Below are 20,729 nucleotides of genomic sequence, written 5' to 3'. Positions count from 1 at the left end.
CATTTGCACTTAAATCAGTCATGTTTTGATTTGTTTTTGATGTAATACCATGTATCACATTGATAATTGATTTGTATAACTTCGTAAAACTGGTGCAAGATTAATGTAAAACTGTGATACGCACTGGACAATATGGAATATATGGAAAATATGGAATGACTTAAAAAAAACACCTCAAAAACATATCTTCATAAGTTTTGAGGTGCTTTGTTTTATTCTTTGAGGCATCTTTCAATCGCCTCCAAACTTATATTATACTCTTCTGCTAAATTGTCTGTTCTAATTTTACTTCCACTGAGCTTTGCCGAATCAGGATAATTCTCCCTTATCTCTTTGATAATCCTGTAACTATCGCTTCTGCATGTGTTTAGTATTTTCTGAACATCTGCTGCTCTTAAAACTATTGGTTCCATTGCATTAGAATTTGTATTTTTTTTAGTTTAAAATTTAGCTTTTTTCTGCTCGCACACAGATTTTTATACCTCCGTTTTTTACAACACAACAACGATTAGTTAAATAGTTGATAGTCAATTGTTTATATTGATTTTGTCGTTGTAATTTCGTTGTAAATGGCTACAACGCCAACAACACAAAAAAAAGATTTACAACGCTTACAACGCATTTACAACGAAAATACAACGATATTTATAATAATAAAAAAATATAATTACTTGATAGTCAGTTAGTTATATTCGTTGTTGTAGCGTTGTAAAAATGTGTGCTATTTTTTTGAAAAGTTGCGTAGTTAAAATTTAACAGCTCGATTCGTAAAATCCAACCCAAATTTACTCGAGTAAACACTGTAAGTAATTGATAAAGAATTGGTTACTGAGTTTTTCATTGCATTTTCATTACCATCATTCTCTTCTCGGAAACGAATAGTTTTAATAATTTCCTTCATTTCACGTGGCGATTCAAGTTTTAGTATCTCTTGAATGATTGAATCTTTATCTGGAGAATCCTTGTAGTAAATATTACGGTATTTTTGTTTGAAAATTGGATAAATCGAAGGAAGCCTAAGTAAGAGGTGGTCACCATCAAACCTAAAATGAACTCCTTCATTGAGTTTATAATCTTCAAATAGTATTTGTAAAGTCGAAAAGAATTCACTTAAAATAGAAGTCTCATCTTGGATTTGATACTGTTTGCGAATATAACCTACGGCCATTTCAGAAAATTCTTCCAGAATATCTTCTTCATCAGTTGATTCACCCAGTGAAATGACACCTTTTTGGCAAAGAATAAAAGCTGAAGTCATGGTTTGAACCATATTGCTAAATAATCGTTCGGGAATAACTTCATTTTTAAACGATGATTCAATTCGTTTAGACAACACCTTAAAGGCAGATGAGTAGTTTTCTTGAATGAGCTTACGATGTCTCAAAATTTCGACTGTAACACAAGCTAAGCCCCCTCTTTCAAGGTCTTTGAGCTGTTGAAATCCTTCCTTTTGATATTTATCTTTTTCCTTGCTTTCAACCTGAATCAATAGACATCGAGAAAAGAAAATATCATTGCTCGGAATGAAATTGCTGGTTAAAGCCAATGCTGAGTGAATTTCGATGCTATCGGTCTCTGTATTACTTTTACTTGAATCTGGGCTTTTGTGATAGCCAGCATTATCATACGCTGCTTGTAGTAAGCCTTAGTGCGGGAAATCATTATAAAACTCATCCATCCAAAGCAAAGAATTGGCAGCTTGACTCATTAATTTTACAAGAGCAGCTTCAGTATTCTTTGATTTTAGATTAATATCATCTTGCTGAAATCCAAATAAGCAAGTCAGACTTCTGATTATACTACTTTTTCCAGTTCCTGCTGAGCCTTTTAAATACAAAATAGGAGAGGAGCCTTTATGATTTATTACAATGTCTCTAAAGAGCGACATAATATAGAAACATGCAGGTATAAAAGCCTTTTCCAATGTATGCGTTTTCGCATAAATCATTCATTGAAAGATATATCAGCATCAGTAATTTGAAATCTATGCTGCATCTTGGCGTTTGTAGTAGGCATCGACAAATAGAATTCACCGCTCTGAACAATGCTAAACTCATCTGGCTCTAAAACTTTGCCTTCTGGTGTGATTACCTTATTAGAAAAGAAATAAACGCCTGAATCTTTATGATAGCCAAAACGATTAATTTTCGTAGCTGTACCAAATTGAGTTTTATTGAAAAGTAGTGCATGTAACTCTGTGACATGATTATCATTTGCTCTAAAACTCAGGTGTTTGGCAGCAAGTATTGTCTTCAGCCTTTTAGCAGAACAAAAGGGAAAGTGTTTCAGTTTTGTTTTCGTCCAAAAACGATAATTGACGAATGGAAATACGGGTTTACATCAGATTAATTAGTATAGTGAAAAATCTTTATTTTACCTTTATTTATTTCGCAAAAATTGGAATATCCGTATATTGGCATAAAATTAAAGATAAGACTATATGAGTAGTGCATTTGTGGGAACTCGTTGGTATAAATGTGATTTACATCTACATACACCAGCGAGTTTGTGTTTTAAAAATCATAATAATGTTACACCTGAGCAATGGGTTCAAGAAGCACTTGACAAAGGATTAAATTGTGTAGCTGTAACAGACCATAATACCGCAGAATGGGTAGATAAAATAAAAGATGCCTCTAAAAATACTACATTAACAGTTTTTCCAGGTGTTGAAATTACTTGTAGTGATGCAAAAGTTCATTTGTTAATTTTATTTGATGTTGAATATGGAAAACAAAAAGTTGAAGATTTTTTAGTAAAAGCTAAAATTGAAAGGAAAGATTTTGGACAACAAACAGCTCATACAAATATGAATTTGGAAGATGTAGTTAATCTTGCGAGTTCAGAAGGGGCTTTAATAATACCAGCTCATATTGATGAATTTAATGGTCTTTGTGAACCAGGAAGCGAAATCATCAAGAGCTTTTATAAACTGAAAGCTATCAATAGTGTGCAGGTTGTTCATGAAAAATTCACTTTACCAACAGCAGGAAAAATATATGATGACCAAAAGTTAAATTTTCTGATAGAATTAAATCAGTATTATGGTCTTACTGAGAAACAAATTGCGGAGAAAAAATGGAAATTCACTGATGAAAGAATGAAAAATGCTCGTAGAGTAGTTACAGAAGCTATAAATGCTAACAAAGCAATTTTAACTTTTTCTGACAATCCTTACGATAAAGGCGATTCATCTCATGGTTTATGGGGAATAGGGACTCGTCATACATGGATAAAAATGGAAGAAAAACCGTCTTTGGAAAGTCTACGTCAAGCACTATTATTACCAAAACTAAGAATTCGAAATGATTTTGAGGGTTCTCCAAGGCAATTCCCTAATCTATGGATTCAGAAAATCATTATTAGAGATACTGAAATTTCAAAGACAGGGGTAGATTTATGCGTTGACTTTAGTCCTCAGATGAATACAATCATTGGTGGAAGAGGTAGTGGAAAATCAAGTATTCTTCAGTTTATTCGTGGTGTTTTTAAAAGAAGCGATGAATTAAAATCTCTTGACAATATACACGCTGATTTTGTAAAATTTTTTCAATTGAAACAAAAGGGTAAGAATAAAAGTGGTGTATTAAAAGAAAATACCGTTATCGAGATACATATTTCACGGGGAGGAATTAATTATGCTGTTTCTTTCCAAAATAAAACCATAACTGTTTCTCAATTCAATGAAGAAACTCAACTCTTTGAATTAAAACAAAACCCAGAAATACTTGATAGACTTGAATTTGATATTTTTTCGCAAAAACAAATTTACGAGATTGCTACAACTCCAAATTCATTGCGAACTCGAATAGATAAATCAGAGCCAGCAATCTTAGAAATTGAAAGGGAATTAGAAGTGATTCAACAAACATATACAGATGAATCAAAAAAGGTAAGAGATTTAATATCAAAAATAGCAAATAAGAACACAATATTACTTGATATAGAAGATTTAGAAAGAAAAATTAAGCAATTTAAGACAAGTGGGGCTGATACATTACTGAAAGATTTACAAAGTTTTGAAGAAGAAAAGAGATTTATTAATGTATATAAAAATTCAATAGAAAGTAAAGTTGTAAAGTTTGAAGATTTGATACTTAATTTATCTTCAACAGAAATTGATAATAGCTTAATAAGAACTGAACATCAAGATGAATTTAATGGTCTTTTTTCAAATACCTCTAATAGGATAAAAGCAGTAAAAACAAAATTGGAAGAATTAAAGGATGAATATGTTACTCTATTAACAAATTTACAAAAACAATTTGAAATAAGTCAATGGCAAGAATCATTTAATACAGCCAATGAAACCTTCAAAATAACAAAGGAACATTTAACTGTTCAAGGTATTGATTTAGAAGGAATAGAAAAAGATATTAGTTTATTGAGCCAGAAAAAACAAGAACTTGATATAATTAACAATTATGAGAAGGAACTAACTATTCTTGTGGGTAAAAAGGAAAGTACAAAGAGGTTATACTTTGATTCACGTAAAAAGTTACAGCAGAAGCGTCAGAAATTCTTAGATACCATATTAAATGGCAGGAATGTGAGAGCAAAAGTGCTTTTATGTAAAGATTATGAAAGTTATTCGGAAGAGATTAGAAGGATATTTAACTTAGATGAGCAAAATTTTGCTAATGATGTAAAAAATATTGTAGAGAAATGGGAAGGAACGAACCCGAACAAGATATTAGAAAAAAATCAAGAAATATTTGATTTTCTATTTCAGCATTTTCAAAATAAAACCAACGATGGTAGTTTTAATAAACTTTTTTTTACAAATAAATTACATAATCTAAATGATGAAAGTATAGACCAATTAGATTTACTTTTTCCAGAAGATGAAATTCAAATAGAATACAAACTTGGGAATACATATAAACCAATTTCAAATGGTTCTGCTGGTCAAAAAACGGCAGCAATTTTAACTCTTCTATTGTCTCATGGCACAAAGCCTTTGATTCTTGACCAGCCCGAAGATGATTTAGATAATCGACTTATTTATGACTTAGTAGTCGACCAAATGCGTCACTCTAAAGAATTTCGACAAATTATTGTTGTTACGCACAACGCAAATATCCCTGTAAATGGTGACAGTGAGCATATTATTGTAATGGACTCTGAAACTAAACACATTCAGGTAAAACTAACCGGAAGTGTTGAAAAAGGAGATATTAAAGAGGAAATATGTAATGTAATGGAGGGCGGAATTGATGCTTTTAGTATGAGGTCAAAAAGATATGGGGCATTATTCACCTAAAAGTAAATTCTATTTATTGTAATTATTAAAACCTTCGATATAGGACTATTTTAAAATGGGAACAAACAAAAAAGCACTCATTTCTGAGTGCTTTTAGCGGTCTGGACGGGACTCGAACCCGCGACCCCCTGCGTGACAGGCAGGTATTCTAACCAGCTGAACTACCAAACCGTATGTGTACTTGTATTATAAAATTTCGATGAAAAAAGCACCCATTGCTGAGTGCTTTTGCGGTCTGGACGGGACTCGAACCCGCGACCCCCTGCGTGACAGGCAGGTATTCTAACCAGCTGAACTACCAAACCGTTTGCGTTTCTGAAACGTTGAAAATATTTCTTCGTTTGTTTAACGTGGTGCAAAGGTACAACGATTATATTTGTGTGTCAAGTCTTAAATCAAAAAAATATGAAAATTTCTCGACCTACCGCCGCCGAGTACGACGTGAATTCGTACCAAAATCGTTATATTCAAGCAGTTACGGGCGACGACGCCCTCAAAACTTTATCCGAAAATATTTTGATTGTGGATAATTTTTTCAAAAATATACCCGAAGAAAAACTGCATTTCCGCTATGCTGAAGGAAAATGGACACCTCTCGAAATGCTCGGCCACATCATCGACACCGAAAAAATCTTGCTCTATCGTGCTTTGTCAGTAGCTCGTGGCGAAAAACAATCGTTGCTTGGTTTCGAGGAAGATGATTACGTAAAGGCCACTAATTTCGATAAAAAATCTTTGCGTAGTTTATTGTTGCAATTCAAGGCTCAACGCAAATCAACGGTTTTGTTTTTCAAATCCCTCGGCAAGCGTGAGTTGGGGCGTATGGGCAAAGCCAATCAGCTACCAACCAACGCTCGTGTATTGGCGTGGTTTATTGCAGGGCATGAACTTCACCATTTGAATATTCTGAAAGAACGTTATTTATAACAAGGATTTTTTTACATCTTGCAAAGTCGCAAAAATGCTAAGTAGCTTACAATCAGTATTTTATTTTTTGCGGCTCTGCGACTTTGCGAGAGTAACTTTATCCAAAAACTTATTTTTCTTACAATTTACAGACTTTGAAAGGCAACACATGTTTAAAGTCTGTCTTTAAACTTACCTAAACAAACTTCAACAATGAAACTAAAACCTCTATTCCTATCATTCTTAATTCTCAATTTCACATTCTTAATTCAATCAAACGCTCAATCGCTTAGTTCGGTCGAAAAACAAATCATTGAGCATGTAAAAGTCAATATGCCTCAGACCGAAAAATTGTTGATAGATGCCGTGAATATTAATAGTGGTACGCTCAACCACGCGGGTGTTCGAGAAGTTGGGCAGCTTTTCAGAAAAGAATTCGATGCCATGGGTTTTACTACCGAATGGATTTCGCTACCCGATTCGCTCAATCGTGCGGGACATTTGGTCGCTTATCGTAAAGGTAAAAAAGGTAAAAAACTCTTTTTAATTGGTCATCTCGACACCGTTTTTGAAAAATCAATGCCCGCTGGGCCTTTTACTCGCCTCACCGATTCGACTGCCACTGGGCAAGGTGTCAACGACATGAAAGGTGGCGATGTAATGATTATTGCTGGCCTTAAAGCTCTTTATGCCCAAGGCTTGCTCGATGATACCAACATCACTGTCTATTTCACGGGTGACGAAGAAAGTGCAGGAAAACCAACCAGCATCAGTCGAAAAGATTTTATCGACCGTGCTAAAGAATGTGAAGTGGCTTTGGCCTACGAAACAGCCCAAAGTTTTGATATTGCCGCCACCGCACGCCGTGGAGCAAGTGGTTGGCACTTAACTACACACGGCAAAACTGGCCATTCGTCGGGCGTATTCAACAAAACAATGGGTTATGGTGCAATCTATGAAGCTGCTCGTATTTTGGATGAATTTCGAGAAGCTCTGAGCCAAGAAAAATATCTAACGTTTAATCCTGGAGTAATTGTGGGAGGAACGGAAGTAAACTATGACCCCGCTCAAGCGAAAGGAACGGCCGTAGGAAAAACAAATATTGTGGCTCAAAAAGTGGAGGTTACTGGCGATTTGCGTTTTCTTACCGAAGCCCAAAAAGAAGCCGCTCGCACAAAAATGAGAGAAATTGTAGCCAAAAATTTGAATGCTACCAGTGCAGAAATTAAATTTTCGGATGGTATTCCAGCCATGGAGCCAACCGAAGCTAATACTAAATTATTGGAGATATTAAGCAAAGCCAGCCAAGATATGGGCCTCGGGCCAGTGAAAGCAGGTGACCCAGGTTCACGTGGGGCAGGTGATATTTCATACATTGCTCAATACGTAAGTTGTCTTGATGGTCTTGGAGCATCGGGTCGTGGAGCTCATGCTCCTGGCGAGACCATCAATCTGAAAGAGTACCCTGCTCTTATTCAGCGTTCGGCATTGTTGCTTTATCGCCTCACAAGATAAATCATCAGTCTTCAGTTTACAGTGAGCAAAATTAAAATGCCTACTGTAAACTGAAAATTGCCAACTATTTCTTTTTATACTTGCAAGTAGAGTTATCAGCTTCAAGATAGTATGACTTGAAATTCAAAGCTTTCTTATCCATACAACCTTTCAGATTCAATAATTCGATATTCTTAAAATCAATCGCATGGCTTTCAGCTTGCAGTGCAATGTAGCCTTCGCCCAGTGGTGTACCATCTTTTTTTGCCCATTCTTCACCATTTTTTACTTTATCGGTTGCAAAATCATAGGGTTTGCCCAAGAATCCACCACCAATTCGTGCGTTGGTAAAGGTCAAAACGGTATCTCCTTCGATTAAATGATGAACAATCTTGCTACCAATTACAATTGCTTCGGCTTTTACCCACTGGTCGCCATCGTAGGTTTTTGATTTTGAGTCGATGCAGTGAGCCATGTCGAGTTTTCCGTTAATATCAACGATGGTTCCGGGAGTGCAGAGATTTCCTGTGTGTCGTGGGCCATTTCCGAGACCGCCCAAAAGCTGCATTTCGAGCGAAACTGGAAAATCTTGGTCTTTGCCATTACTGGCTGCCGACTGAGAATGTAGCATGATTCCACTATTTCGTACATTCCACGACGCCCCACCGGGTACTTGATTCCCTTGAAAACGATACTCAAAACGTATTCGATAGTGCGAGTATGGCGTTTTATAGTAGATATGTCCGTACTTATTATCGAAGTTTTGGTATTCTTTATAATTCACTCGCATCATGCCATCTTCTACCAAAAATGTATTTTTATAATTGTCGTTTACTTCGTGTCCCGAAATTTTCAAATCCCAATCCGTAAGGTCTTTGCCGTTAAACAACGAAATCCATTCTTCTTTATCGGCTTGTTTTTGAGCAAAAATGATAAGGCTTGAAAATAAAAAAAGGAATGTAATCAAATGTTTTTTCATGGTTGAATAACGTTTAAGGTAGAACAAGTTTCCAACTTGTTGATTTTGCTTTGAATAGATGAATAATTGCCGAAATATTTGACGTAATTTTGTAAAACCAAACTTACTAAAAAATTAGATTGGGGTTTCGGCAAAGAACAAAAATATTTGAAAGGTATCGAAGTAGAACATCGCTTAAAAGACTTAGTGCGACTCTGTGATTTAACTCCGTGCGACTCCGTGTCCAAAAAAACAGTAAAATGACAATAAAAGACATAACAACTTACCTCGAAGGATTTGCTCCATTGGCTTACCAAGAAAGTTACGACAACGCTGGTTTAATCGTTGGCGATGCCTCGACTGAAGTTACGGGTGTTTTGGTAACGCTCGATTCGACCGAAGACGTAATTGACGAAGCCATTGCCAAAGGTTGTAATTTGGTGGTGGCTCATCACCCGATTATTTTTAAGGGATTAAAGAAACTGACGGGCAAAAACTACATCGAACGAACAATCATCAAAGCCATCAAAAACGATGTGGCAATTTATGCCACACATACCAATTTGGATAGTGTAGTGGGTGGCGTAAATTTCAAGATTGCCGAAAAACTAAAACTCGAAAAAGTGAAAATTCTTGCTCCAAAGAGTGAAGTTTTGATGAAATTGATAGTTTTTGTGCCAGTAAGCAATACAAAAGAAGTTTTAGATGCTCTTCATGCCGCAGGTGCTGGAGTAATTGGTAATTACAGCCACGTAAGTTTCAGAGGCGAAGGAACGGGTGCTTTCCGACCGAACGAAAAAGCCAATCCGACCATCGGAGCGGCCAATGTTGACGAAGAAGTGCACGAAAACAGAGTAGAAGTTATTTTTCCTGCTTATCTCAAAAATCAGATTTTGGTAGCCATGCACCGCACGCACATATACGAAGAAGTTGCTCATGATATAATTATGCTCGAAAACCAAAATTCAGAGGTAGGTTCGGGAATAATCGGAGAGTTGAGCGAGTCTATGCCAGAAACTGATTTCTTGGCATATTTAAAACAAAATATGGGCGTGTCAGTTATTCGTCATACCAAGCTTTTGGGTAAGCCAATTCGAAGAGTTGCAGTGTGCGGAGGCTCGGGTGGTTTTCTGTTGGGCGATGCTATCGGGCAGTCGGCCGATGTATTTATTACGGCCGATTATAAATATCATGAGTTTTTTGATGCAGATAGCCGCATAATTATTGCCGATATTGGACATTATGAGTCAGAACAATACACAAAAGAGTTGTTGAAAGATTATATTTGTAAAAAATTCATTAACTTTGCAGTCCATTTGTCGGAAACCCCAACAAATCCAATCAATTATTACTATTAAGAATAGATACTGGTTATCGGTTACTTGTTATTGGTTTTCAAAAATGGTCGTGTTTTGAATTTATTTTGTAGATTCAAAACTTTTTCCATTTAATCGAAAATAAACGATAAATTTAGGATAAATAATTTACTAATTATCATTCGTCATTCGATTCACTCGTAAATCGTACTTAATAACCAATTAACCAATAACTAATAACCAAATTAGTTTTAGATATTATGGAATTAACAGTTGCACAAAAATTAGAAACACTGCTTAAACTTCAATCAATCGATTCACAATTAGATGAATTGAGAAAACTACGTGGTGATTTACCAGACGAAGTACGTGATTTGGAAGATGAGGTTATTGGTTTTGAAACTCGTATTGGTAAGTTCAAGAAAGAAATCGATACGTTGGAAGTTGAATTAAACGGCTACCGTGCAGGTAAGAAAGAAGCCGAAAAATTGATTCAAAAATACAAAGACCAACAAATGAACGTCCGTAACAATCGTGAGTATGATGCGATTGCCAAAGAATTAGAATTACAAGAGTTAGAAATTCAGTTGGCTGATAAACGCACACGTGAAACTGAATTTAAAATCAAAAATAAAAATACTGAAATCTCTGATGTTGAGTCGGCTATGGCAAACCGCAAAAAAGACCTTGAAGTAAAACGCAAGGAATTGGATGTATTAGTTGCTGAAAGCCAAGAAGATGAGAAAAAACTAACCGTTAGCCGTGATAAAGCTGCTGCTAATGTTGAAGAGCGTTTAGTAAATGCTTATAACCGTATTCGTGGAAATGCAGAAAACGGTTTGGCGGTTGTTATGGTTAAGCGTGGTGCATGCGGTGGTTGTTTCAATATCGTTCCGCCACAACGCCAGGCTGACATCAAAGACAAAAAGAAAATCATCGTGTGTGAGCATTGTGGCCGTATCTTGGCTGATGTTGATGCAGTTGAGATTGTTAGAAGATAATTTATTTGTCGATAGTTGGTGGTCAACCGTCCACAGAATAAAGCGATAAATATTTCAAATAGCCAAGTTTTCAATTATTCTGAAAACTTGGCTATTTTTGTTTAAATAAAATCCTATTCTGGAATGGCTTCGTATCTATAAAAAACAAACTACAAGAAATTGAAGTCTCGAAATATCCATATAATTACTACTAACAAAATAGTTAAATTAAGATTTACGAATATATACGTTGTAAATGATATTCTATTTTCAATAAGAAATTTGCCTTATCGAATATTTTGCTTAGCATTTATATGCTGTTTATTGTTCAATGAGAAGTCAAAGGCTACTGACTTTGATTTTACACCAAATCTTCAAAAAGCGTACGCTGAAGTTTTCAAATTAAGAGTTCAGTCTGGTAGAGAATTACTCTCAAAAGAATCCATCAAGAATCCATTCAGGGTTTATGTGGAAGATTATGCCGATATGGTCGAATTGATAAATTCTGAGAATGAAGCAATCTATAATAAATGGTCGAGTAGGGAAGATGAACGCTTGGAGCTAATTGAGGGTTTAGATGAAAAATCACCCTATAATCGTTTTCTAAGAGCCGAAATAAAACTGCATTGGGCATTGATAAAAATAAGATTTGGGCATGAAGTAAAAGCAGGATACAATGTGATTCAGGCTTATAAACTGCTCGAAGAAAATCAGAAATTATTCCCAAATTTTCTGCCAAGTCTAAAATCACTGGGATGCTTGCATGTGCTGATTGGTTCGGTTCCTGATAAACAGCGATGGATTCCGAAACTACTCGGACTTCGTGGAAATATTCAATTAGGCATGAATGAGCTTCGCTTGGTAGCGAAAGATAAAGTGTGGGGTACGGAAGCCAAATTTTGTACTACTTTTATCCAAGCTTACGTTTTGAAATTTGATGCAAAACAAAATGCTGAGATGTTGCAATTTGCTGATAGTCAGTCGGATAATCTAAATATAAATATGGTAGCAACGGCTATTTCGCTAAAAGATAATAGAACCGAACAAGCCGTTGAATTACTGAAGAAAACACCAAAAGATGCGGCTTATTTGAATTTTCCAATCTTTGAATTATACAAAGCAGAAACACAACTTTTCAAGGGTAATTATCCACAAGCAGTCACTTCGTATCAAAATTATCTTAGAATATTCAAAGGACAAACCTTCTTGAAAGATACCTATTATAAACTGTTTGTATGTAATTGGTTGATGGGTGATGATAAAAAAGCAAAATTGTATTTATCGAAGATTAATGAAGGAGGTAGCACTGTGGCTGAATCGGATAAGGCAGCACAGAAGTTCTACGAGAATTTTCAAAAAAGCAAAACCTTACCTAATAAGACCTTGATGAAACTTCGATTACTTTTTGATGGAGGATATTTTGAAGAGGCACAACAAGAACTAATAACACTCACAGAAAAAAACTTTAGTACACCAAAAGACCAAGCCGAGTTTAACTATAGGGCAGGAAGAATCTATCAGAAGCTCAATCAGTTCGATAAGGCTGCCAATTATTTTGAAAGGTCTGTTGCTCTTACTGGAACGCAAGACTGGAGTTTTGCTCCTAATTCTGCCTTGCAACTGGGCTACCTTCAACAGCAAAAAGGACAAAAAAATAAGGCAAAGGCTTATTTTGAACAAGCCATTGCCTATAAAAATCATGAATATAAGACTTCGGTTGATAATAAAGCCCGTGCTGCACTAACCGAAATGGGGTACTGAGATTGTTGTGAAATGAAATAAAAGACAAGAGACATGAGATTAGAAGTCCCCTTTTGTCTAATCTCTCTTATCTTTTGTCTAAAATCTCTTGTCTATATTTCCATTTCTGGTATTTCGCCTTCGATTATCAACTTTCCTTCGGTTGCGGCTTTTATTTGTTCTACTGAAATTCCAGGAGCTCTCTCTAAGAGTTTAAATCCACCTTCGGGCATTACTTCTAAAACGGCCAGTTCGGTAACTATTTTTTTCACGCATCGTAAACCAGTGATAGGTAAACTACAAGTTTTTAGCAACTTAGATTCTCCTGCTTTATTGACGTGCTGCATAGCCACAATGATATTTTCGGCCGATGCTACCAAATCCATTGCTCCGCCCATACCTTTGACCATTTTGCCTGGAATCTTCCAGTTGGCAATATCACCATTCTCCGAAACTTCCATTGCACCCAAAATCGTAAGGTCAACATGTCCTCCACGAATCATTGCAAAACTTTCGGCCGAACTAAACAAAGCAGAGCCATCAAGTACCGTAACGGTCTGTTTACCTGCATTTATTAAATCGGGGTCAACTTTATTTTCAGTAGGGAAGGGGCCAATACCCAAAAGCCCATTTTCAGATTGCAGCACAACATTGATACCATCTGGGATATAATTGGCTACCAAAGTTGGTATTCCAATACCAAGATTTACATAATAACCATCCTTTACTTCACGAGCAATGCGTTTCGCAATTTGGTTTTTGTCGAGGCCTTGTCCTGTTTGGGTTGGAGTTGATGCTGTACTTTCGACCGCAGCTATTGGCTTACTTATTGTCCTCTGCTCAATTCTTTTTTCGTAGTTTTTTCCTTGAAAAATTCTTTGTACGTAGATGCCTGGCGTATGAATTTGAGCTGGGTCGAGGCTACCTGCTGGCACGAGTTCTTCTACTTCAGCAATCGTTATTTTACCTGCTGCGGCCATCATTGGGCTAAAATTTTGTGCCGTACCTTTAAAAATCAAGTTCCCTGCCGTGTCACCTTTCCATGCTTTTATGATAGCAAAATCGGCTTTTAGCCAACTTTCTCGCACATATTTTTTTCCATCAAACTCCTGAATTTCTTTACCTTCGGCTACTTCTGTGCCTACGCCTGCTGGCGTAAAAAAAGCAGGTATTCCTGCACCTCCTGCTCGGATTCGTTCGGCAAGGGTGCCTTGCGGAATGAGTTCAACTTCGAGTTCGCCTGATAATAATTGACGTTCAAACTCTTTATTTTCGCCAACATACGAAGAAATCATTTTCTTTACCTGCTTCGTTTTGAGCATTAAACCAATACCAAAATCATCTACTCCTGCATTGTTTGAAATACAAGTTAGGCCTTTGACTCCTTTATTTAATAAGGCCGAAATCGAATTTTCTGGAATCCCGCACAGACCAAAGCCACCGAGCATGAGCGTTGCTCCATCTTGAATATCTGCAACCGCTTCTTCTGCACCACTTATTACTTTATTTATCATAGTTTTTTTAATTTCTGTGCAAATATAACGGATATTAGATGCTTGTTGGTTGATTTTTTCTAAGAAAATTATAGTAAAAACTTAGTTTTATGCAAAATCAATTACTTTTTATGCAAAATCCGATAATTCAAGAAACTGTTTTACGAACTTAAAATTTAGCGACTTCAAAACTTCATATTTTGTACTCTGACAGCATTTAGAATAGCCAGTAATGCAACGCCAACATCGGCAAAAACAGCCTCCCACATAGTAGCTAATCCGCCTGCCCCCAGTATTAAGACAATGGCTTTTACACCAAAGGCCAAGCCTATATTTTGCCACACGATTTGCTTCGTTTTTTTACTGATATTGATTGCTGTTGCAATTTTTGATGGTTGGTCGGTTTGAATAACCACGTCGGCAGTCTCAATCGCAACATCACTGCCTAAACCTCCCATAGCGATGCCGACATCGGCTAAAGCAAGCACTGGTGCATCGTTGATTCCGTCACCAACAAAGGCAATGAGTTGCGAAGCGTCAGCTTTTAGTTCTTGCACTTTTTCTACTTTATTTTCGGGCAATAAATCGCCATAAGCGGCCGAAATGCCCAGTAATGATGCTGTTTTTTGAACAATACTTGACTTATCGCCCGATAACATAATGGTCTTTTGGATACCCATTGCTCGTAATCTTTGAATTGCAACCTGTGCATCATCTTTTAGTTGGTCAGCAATCAGAACGTAGCCAATCATCTCTGAATCTATTGCTACCACAACGATTGTTTCAACGATGTTTTCGAGTTCTGTACCATAGATTATATCAAACTTTTTGAGCAATTTCAGATTTCCAACCAAAATAGTTTGACCATGAATTATTCCCTTCATTCCATGCCCCGAAATTTCCTCTAAGCCTTCTATTTTTGTGGGCAATTCTTCAATTTCAGCCTCATTGACATAAGCTATAATTGCTTTAGCAACTGGGTGAGTAGAGTGCGATTCGACTGTCTTTAAATATTGCAAAAACAGTTTTTCATCAATCATTGTCTTGATTTCTTGCACCTTAAATACACCTTTTGTAAGTGTTCCTGTTTTATCCATGACCACGGTAGTTACTTTGGCCATTAAGTCGAGATAATTAGAGCCTTTGAATAATATTCCGTTACGAGAAGCTGCCCCAATTCCACCAAAATAGCCAAGGGGAATAGAAATAACCAAAGCACATGGGCAGGAGATAACCAAGAAGATTAAAGCACGATACAACCAAGTGTGAAATGTGTAGTTTTCTATAAAAAAATAGGGTAAGAACACTAATCCAATTGCCAAAAAGACAACGATAGGGGTATAAATCTTAGCAAATTTTCGGATAAAAAGTTCGGTTGGGGCTTTCTTCGATGTTGCGTTTTGTACCAATTCTAAGATGCGAGCAATCGAACTTTCGGTAAAAAGTTTACTTACTTCAACTTCAATAATTTTTTCAAGGTTTATCATTCCAGCTAAAACTTGTTCACCTTGTTTTATTGTTTGAGGTTTGCTTTCACCTGTAAGTGCTGATGTGTCGAAACTACTACTTTCGGTCAAAATTATTCCATCTAAAGGTACTTTTTCTCCAACTTTTACTAAGATTTTCTCGCCAACTTTTATGGTTTCGGGTTTGCTTATTTGCCAAGTGTTTTCTCTAAAAACATTTGCTGTATTTGGTCGGACATCAAGTAAGGCCTTGATATTTCTCTTGGCTCGACTGACCGCCGCTCCTTGAAACAGCTCCCCGATGGCATAAAAGAGCATCACCGCAACACCTTCGGGGTATTCGCCAATGTAGAACGCCCCCAAAGTAGCGATACTCATCAGAAAAAATTCTGTAAAAACATTGCCACTGGTTAAGTTTTGAAAAGCAATTTTTAGTACATCCCAACCAACTAATAGAAATGCAATTCCGTAGAAAATTATTCGAGTTGTTTCGTTCCAAAAACTTGGATTTTTATAAAAATAGTCTAAACCAATGCCCAATAATAACAGAATTAATGAGATAATTGGATAGAGATAAGGGCTTTCTTCATGCGAATCTTCGTGAGAATGGTCATGTGAATGCTCTTCCGAATGATTATGTTCGTCGTGATTATGTTCTGCTTCGTTTGCCATATTTGAATACCTGTTTATGTTGGGCAAATATCAACATTTTATTGATGCAACAGGTAGTCAAAAACGAATTATTTAGAATTAGTCTAAACAATAAATCAAGGTTGCATTTGCAACAATGATTCTGAAAAGATAAATTTAGAAAATACTCCACCGTACACCTATGAAACCTCTGATGGCTTGTAGCGGAGCATAATTATAACTTGGGTCGAATTGCTCACTGAAGGGTTTGTCTGCACTAAAAATTGGGTCTTTTGGAAGGAAATTAGTGAAATTTTTGATGCCTCCGTAAAGTTGTAGTCCATTAGCAAGTCGTTTGGTAGCTTGAATATTATGAATACCAAACCACGGAGAATATTCTGGGCGAGTATCGCCGTAAGCTCTTACAACGGGTAAACGCATGGGGCTGTATAAATTTCCTGTGAGGTCGAAAGTCAGTTGGGCTTTGCTGAGTGTATAGCTGATGGCGTAGTTTCCTGTAAAATGTGGCGTTTGAATTTGATTGATTTTCAAGTCATTTTCTTTACGGTACACATCCATTAGAGTAGCTCCTGCGAATATTTTCAGACTTGAAGTAAAACTAAACTCAGCATTGAGTGCGACACCCTTTGAGATACCATAGCCTTTCAGATTATCATAAACTACGAGTTCGGGATTTTGGTCATAGTCTGCAATAATTTTATTAGAGAAATACGTATAAAATCCATTGAGTTGAATATTACCATAACCATTTCCGAAAGTGAAAAAACGTTGATAGTCAAGATTGGCATTATACGAACGTTCGGGTTTTAATTCGTTTGCTATCAGTACTTTACGTGAGCCAGTAAGAGCGGAATGGTCTTCTGAAAATAAATTTACAACCCTATATCCATTGCCCAAACTTAACCTAAAAATATTATCTTTATTGGGTGTGAATTTCCAATTTAGTCGGGGCGTTGCAATGCCACCGTGTTTAGAATTATAGTCATATCGTAGCCCTATAAGTAATTTATTTTTATTGTTGAGCGTGACTTCATCTTGTGCAAAAACACCTGGTAAACTAATCAAATCGGGAGCATTTTTGCTGTCGGTGGTTTGGGTTACGGGAGTATTATCATCATAAAATGTATGACGATACGTCAGCCCCAAAAGAGCATCGTGGTTTTTATTCAGTTTTTTATCCCACAATAATTGTCCGAAAGCAATTCGTTGGGTAGCCAGATACAAAGTGCTGCCATAAACAGAGTTTTGTTGATGCTGATTAAACGAAAAATTAAGCGTAATCTTCTGATTATCAATCGGTAACTGATAGTTTCCCAGCATCTCAATGCGTTTTGTGAAAATTGATTCTCCATACACTTCACTTCCGCCACGATTAGGTTTTTGCCATTGCATTTCACCCCCAAATCGGTCTTCGTAAATATAACGAGCAGCTATATTGAAAACCCTATTTTGCGAGCGTCGCATCGACCATTTATTAAAAATTGATGTGCGATTTTGGAGCGTAATGTCAGTGAAGTTATCTTGATTAATATCCCAACGCTTATTAAAGAGGAAGTAATTACCAGAAAAAAGTACATCGAATTTGCCAATCTTGGTTTTACTGCTGGCATCAAAATTATTTTCGAGATAGCTACTTGTATTAAAGTCAAAGTTAAATTTTGGTGCTTTTGAAGGATTTTTCGTGATAACATTTATCAAACCTCCAACCGCCTCAGAGCCGTAGAGTGTAGAGGCTGGGCCTTTCATCACTTCTATTCGCTCAACCATTGAGTTTGGAATTCCGCTTAAACCATAGACCGAAGATAAAGCCGAAACAATCGGCATGCCATCAATCATCACCATCGTGTAAGGGCCTTCCATACCATTGATGTGAATATCGCCCGTGTTGCAGACATTACAGTTAAGTTGCGGACGTACGCCATTGACCATCGAAAGTGACTCAAACAAACTTGGCGTTGGATTTTTACGAAAAAACGTTGGGTTTAAAATTTGTATAGGAGCGGGCGATTCGTTAATGCTTGTTTCTTTCATCGTACCCGTTACTACAACTTCGTTGAGCTGAGCATTCTCCTCTTCTATTTCAATACTCAGGTTATTTGTTTTTTCTTCTAAAATATTGATAGTGAGTTGTTTAGTTTTATATCCAATGCTCGAAACCTGAATCGTTTGCTTGCCAAGTGGTATATTCTTGATGATAAATTTACCATTTTCATCGGCTTGAGTACCAATCTTTGTATTCAAAATAATAACACTGGCAAAGCTAACAGCTTTATCTTTATTGACAATTATTCCCCTAATTTCTCCGCCAAATGCTTTAGATATGGCAGAAAAAAGTATAATAAAAATATATAATATAAATGTTTTTTTCATGGTTATGTTAATTCTAAATGCAAAGTTTGGTTAATAAAATTAATATTCAAAATAAAGCTAAATATATTTTTAGGTTTATCTAAAAATATTGATTTTACGATTAACTCATTTTGGCATTTTGTTTGTAATGTTTTTAGGAGAAATTATTACTTACGCTTTTCTGCGAACTTGATGCGGTCGCCGCCCGGTTCGCTCCACAAACAATGGCAAATGTAATCCTTGGAATTGGCTCTCGTGTAAAGCACCCAGAGTATGGTGTCGGAGTCGTAATTAACTTTAAATCAGATGTTTATATCATTACTTTTGTAGAGATAGGAACAAAGAATATCAAAATTGATTATCCATTTGAAGTGCTGGAAATCGTAGAGCCATCGCACGATATGGTGAGTTTATTTGATGTTGAACGAAACCTTTCAAAGATTCTTCAACGCTGGATGGATGCGACCGAAGTCGTTCCGCTGGGCGATAGATGGAAAGGAGGCAAAATGATTTTGCAACCTGGCCGTAGAGATTTACAATCGAAAGAAATTCCGATTGATGTCTTTTTTCATAAAATTGTAATGATGCGTGACCGCCTGCGGGTTTTAGAGCAGCGAGTAAATGCCAGTAATATGGATGATGAAGAAAAAGTGAATATTCAACAGTATATCACTCGTTGTTATGGTTCAATGACAACTTTCAATATTCTATTCAAAGAGCCTCAACATCATTTTTCGGGAGAAAAACTGGTGGAAGCGTAGGAAGATTTACGATTTTTGATTTACGATTTACGATTTTTGAAATAATTATTCTGAAAAATTCTGGTAATTGTGTTCTTTATTCGTAAATCGTAAATCCGAAACCGTAAATCAAATTTTTACTGTTCCGCCATTTTGAGCAGCTTTGTAAATGGCTTCAACAACTTTTATATCTCTCAGTCCTTCTTCGCCTGGAGCAATTAATTGAGTTGAGTTCATCAATGCCATACAGTCTTCATCAAGTTGTTTTGCTTGTTGGTTTTTGATTGGAAAATCAATGATTCCTTTGCTATGGCTTCCTTTATTGCCCGAATAATTTGAAAGCGAATCCATTCTGAGCCAGCCTCTTTCGTAATTTACTTGCAAATAGTTCATCTGAATACCAAAACTCGTGTGGCATGCCGCCAAAGCACCACTCGGAAATTGTAACTGAAACATCATCGTTTCTTCCACTTCTTTATAAATTTCTGGTCGAGTTGTGCTTGCTTGAGCCGTTACGGCAATCGGCTCTTCGCCAGTAGCGAGTCTTGCTCCTTGAAGTGCATAAACACCCATATCGCCCATTACACCACCACCGAGAGCTTTATTTTGCTTCCAGTGTGTAGTACGATTGTCGAAGTAACCCGTTCCGCAAGCTACCATTCTAACTTTTCCGTAGAGCTTTTCTTTAGTTATTCGCATAAACTCTTGCGTATTTGGGTCGTGCTGGCAGCGATATCCGATTGCCAAACTCACCTTATTATCGTTGCAAGTTTTTATCATTGCCATACAATCACTAACTGAAGGAGCCATTGGCTTTTCGCAGAAAACGTGCTTACCCGCTTTAGCGGCTCTGATAGTATATTCTTTGTGCATCGAAGGTGGTAAAACCACATATACTACATCAATATCTGGGTTATTAGCTATCGAGTCGAAATTTTGGTAGTTATAAATGTTTTTATCAGGAATATTATACTTTTGTTTCCATTTTTCTGCTTTTTCGGGCGTGCCAGTTACTATTCCTGCCAAATAACATTTCTCAGTCATTTGAAGAGCAGGAGCAAGCAAATCGGTGCTATAATAGCCCAGACCTACTAAGGCAATGCCAAGTTTTTCTTTCTTTGGTGCAGTACTTGCCAGTAATGTATTCGGTGAAAAAACGCTGGCGGCACCGCCAACAATGATTGATTTGAGAGCGTCTCGTCTGTTAAACATTTTTGTAGTTATTTGAGGTTGGATAAAAATGGCTTTCAAATGGTATATTTTACTATAAGGTAAATTTACTAATAAAATTTTAGATTTTTTATAGCTTTGTACGAAATAAATTTTGCAAAGCCTAACGATGGCATCGCTTTGAGCGATGCCATCGTTACTGC

General features: G+C 36.5%; 15 protein-coding genes, 2 tRNA genes and 1 pseudogene. 7 read left to right on the top strand and 11 right to left on the bottom strand.

What is annotated here, in order from left to right:
* Positions 1-212: 212 nt before the first annotated feature.
* From IEX65_RS21120 to IEX65_RS21110, 3 genes are all read right to left on the bottom strand, one after another.
* On the bottom strand, positions 213-413 hold the full coding sequence (locus IEX65_RS21120) for a hypothetical protein (RefSeq protein ID WP_188769071.1): 201 nt from the start codon (positions 411-413) through the stop codon (positions 213-215).
* 332 nt (positions 414-745) lie between these two features.
* Positions 746-1,546, bottom strand: coding sequence for a hypothetical protein (locus tag IEX65_RS21115; RefSeq protein WP_188769069.1), 801 nt, complete (start codon positions 1,544-1,546; stop codon positions 746-748).
* A gap of 99 nt (positions 1,547-1,645) precedes the next feature.
* Positions 1,646-1,888: a hypothetical protein gene (locus IEX65_RS21110; protein WP_188769067.1), complete on the bottom strand. Its 243-nt coding sequence runs from the start codon at positions 1,886-1,888 to the stop codon at positions 1,646-1,648.
* Between the two features lie 552 nt (positions 1,889-2,440).
* On the opposite strand from IEX65_RS21110, the gene IEX65_RS21105 reads away from it, so the two are divergent.
* Positions 2,441-5,263, top strand: coding sequence for a TrlF family AAA-like ATPase (locus IEX65_RS21105; protein ID WP_188769065.1), 2,823 nt, complete (start codon positions 2,441-2,443; stop codon positions 5,261-5,263).
* Positions 5,264-5,360: 97 nt separating this feature from the next.
* Here the strand turns inward: IEX65_RS21105 and IEX65_RS21100 are convergent.
* Positions 5,361-5,434: transfer RNA gene (locus IEX65_RS21100), tRNA-Asp, on the bottom strand.
* A gap of 60 nt (positions 5,435-5,494) precedes the next feature.
* Positions 5,495-5,568, bottom strand: a tRNA-Asp gene (locus IEX65_RS21095).
* 100 nt (positions 5,569-5,668) lie between these two features.
* On the opposite strand from IEX65_RS21095, the gene IEX65_RS21090 reads away from it, so the two are divergent.
* Positions 5,669-6,190, top strand: a complete 522-nt coding sequence (locus IEX65_RS21090) for a DinB family protein (RefSeq protein ID WP_188769063.1) — start codon at positions 5,669-5,671, stop codon at positions 6,188-6,190.
* A gap of 192 nt (positions 6,191-6,382) precedes the next feature.
* Positions 6,383-7,684, top strand: a complete 1,302-nt coding sequence (locus tag IEX65_RS21085; RefSeq protein WP_188769060.1) for a M20/M25/M40 family metallo-hydrolase — start codon at positions 6,383-6,385, stop codon at positions 7,682-7,684.
* A gap of 64 nt (positions 7,685-7,748) precedes the next feature.
* Here IEX65_RS21085 and IEX65_RS21080 read toward each other — a convergent pair whose 3' ends face one another.
* The gene (locus tag IEX65_RS21080) at positions 7,749-8,642 is read right to left on the bottom strand and encodes a 3-keto-disaccharide hydrolase (RefSeq protein ID WP_188769058.1); all 894 of its coding nucleotides are present in this window, start codon (positions 8,640-8,642) and stop codon (positions 7,749-7,751) included.
* Between the two features lie 239 nt (positions 8,643-8,881).
* Between IEX65_RS21080 and IEX65_RS21075 the strand changes: the two genes are divergently transcribed.
* The 3 genes from IEX65_RS21075 to IEX65_RS21065 all read left to right on the top strand — a co-directional run bounded on the left by IEX65_RS21075 (position 8,882) and on the right by IEX65_RS21065 (position 12,678).
* The gene (locus IEX65_RS21075; protein WP_188769056.1) at positions 8,882-9,979 is read left to right on the top strand and encodes a Nif3-like dinuclear metal center hexameric protein; all 1,098 of its coding nucleotides are present in this window, start codon (positions 8,882-8,884) and stop codon (positions 9,977-9,979) included.
* Positions 9,980-10,197: 218 nt separating this feature from the next.
* Entirely contained in the window at positions 10,198-10,938 is a 741-nt protein-coding gene (locus tag IEX65_RS21070) for a zinc ribbon domain-containing protein (RefSeq protein ID WP_188769052.1), read from the top strand.
* Between the two features lie 261 nt (positions 10,939-11,199).
* Positions 11,200-12,678, top strand: a complete 1,479-nt coding sequence (locus IEX65_RS21065; RefSeq protein ID WP_188769051.1) for a tetratricopeptide repeat protein — start codon at positions 11,200-11,202, stop codon at positions 12,676-12,678.
* Positions 12,679-12,770: 92 nt separating this feature from the next.
* On the opposite strand, the gene IEX65_RS28070 is transcribed toward IEX65_RS21065, so the two are convergent.
* From IEX65_RS28070 to IEX65_RS21050, 4 genes and pseudogenes are all read right to left on the bottom strand, one after another.
* Positions 12,771-13,409: a 3-oxoacid CoA-transferase subunit B gene (locus IEX65_RS28070; RefSeq protein WP_262891872.1), complete on the bottom strand. Its 639-nt coding sequence runs from the start codon at positions 13,407-13,409 to the stop codon at positions 12,771-12,773.
* A 75-nt stretch (positions 13,410-13,484) separates the two neighbouring features.
* Positions 13,485-14,171, bottom strand: a pseudogene (locus IEX65_RS28065) (CoA transferase subunit A); the annotation flags it as partial.
* Positions 14,172-14,335: 164 nt separating this feature from the next.
* Positions 14,336-16,288, bottom strand: coding sequence for a heavy metal translocating P-type ATPase (locus IEX65_RS21055; RefSeq protein ID WP_188769049.1), 1,953 nt, complete (start codon positions 16,286-16,288; stop codon positions 14,336-14,338).
* A gap of 135 nt (positions 16,289-16,423) precedes the next feature.
* Positions 16,424-18,637 carry a TonB-dependent receptor gene (locus IEX65_RS21050; protein WP_188769047.1) on the bottom strand — a complete coding sequence of 738 codons (2,214 nt, stop codon included), beginning with the start codon at positions 18,635-18,637 and terminating at the stop codon, positions 16,424-16,426.
* Positions 18,638-18,840: 203 nt separating this feature from the next.
* Here IEX65_RS21050 and IEX65_RS21045 point away from each other — a divergent pair, with 203 nt between their 5' ends.
* On the top strand, positions 18,841-19,377 hold the full coding sequence (locus tag IEX65_RS21045; RefSeq protein WP_188769045.1) for a DUF8685 domain-containing protein: 537 nt from the start codon (positions 18,841-18,843) through the stop codon (positions 19,375-19,377).
* 108 nt (positions 19,378-19,485) lie between these two features.
* Here the strand turns inward: IEX65_RS21045 and IEX65_RS21040 are convergent, their stop codons facing one another.
* Positions 19,486-20,568 carry a Gfo/Idh/MocA family protein gene (locus IEX65_RS21040; protein WP_188769043.1) on the bottom strand — a complete coding sequence of 361 codons (1,083 nt, stop codon included), beginning with the start codon at positions 20,566-20,568 and terminating at the stop codon, positions 19,486-19,488.
* Between the last annotated feature and the right edge of the window lie 161 nt (positions 20,569-20,729).

This window comes from Emticicia aquatilis, assembly GCF_014644295.1.
Taxonomy (GTDB): domain Bacteria; phylum Bacteroidota; class Bacteroidia; order Cytophagales; family Spirosomataceae; genus Emticicia; species Emticicia aquatilis.
Note: the sequence above shows the minus strand (reverse complement) of the source record. Positions and strands in the feature narration are given on the sequence as shown.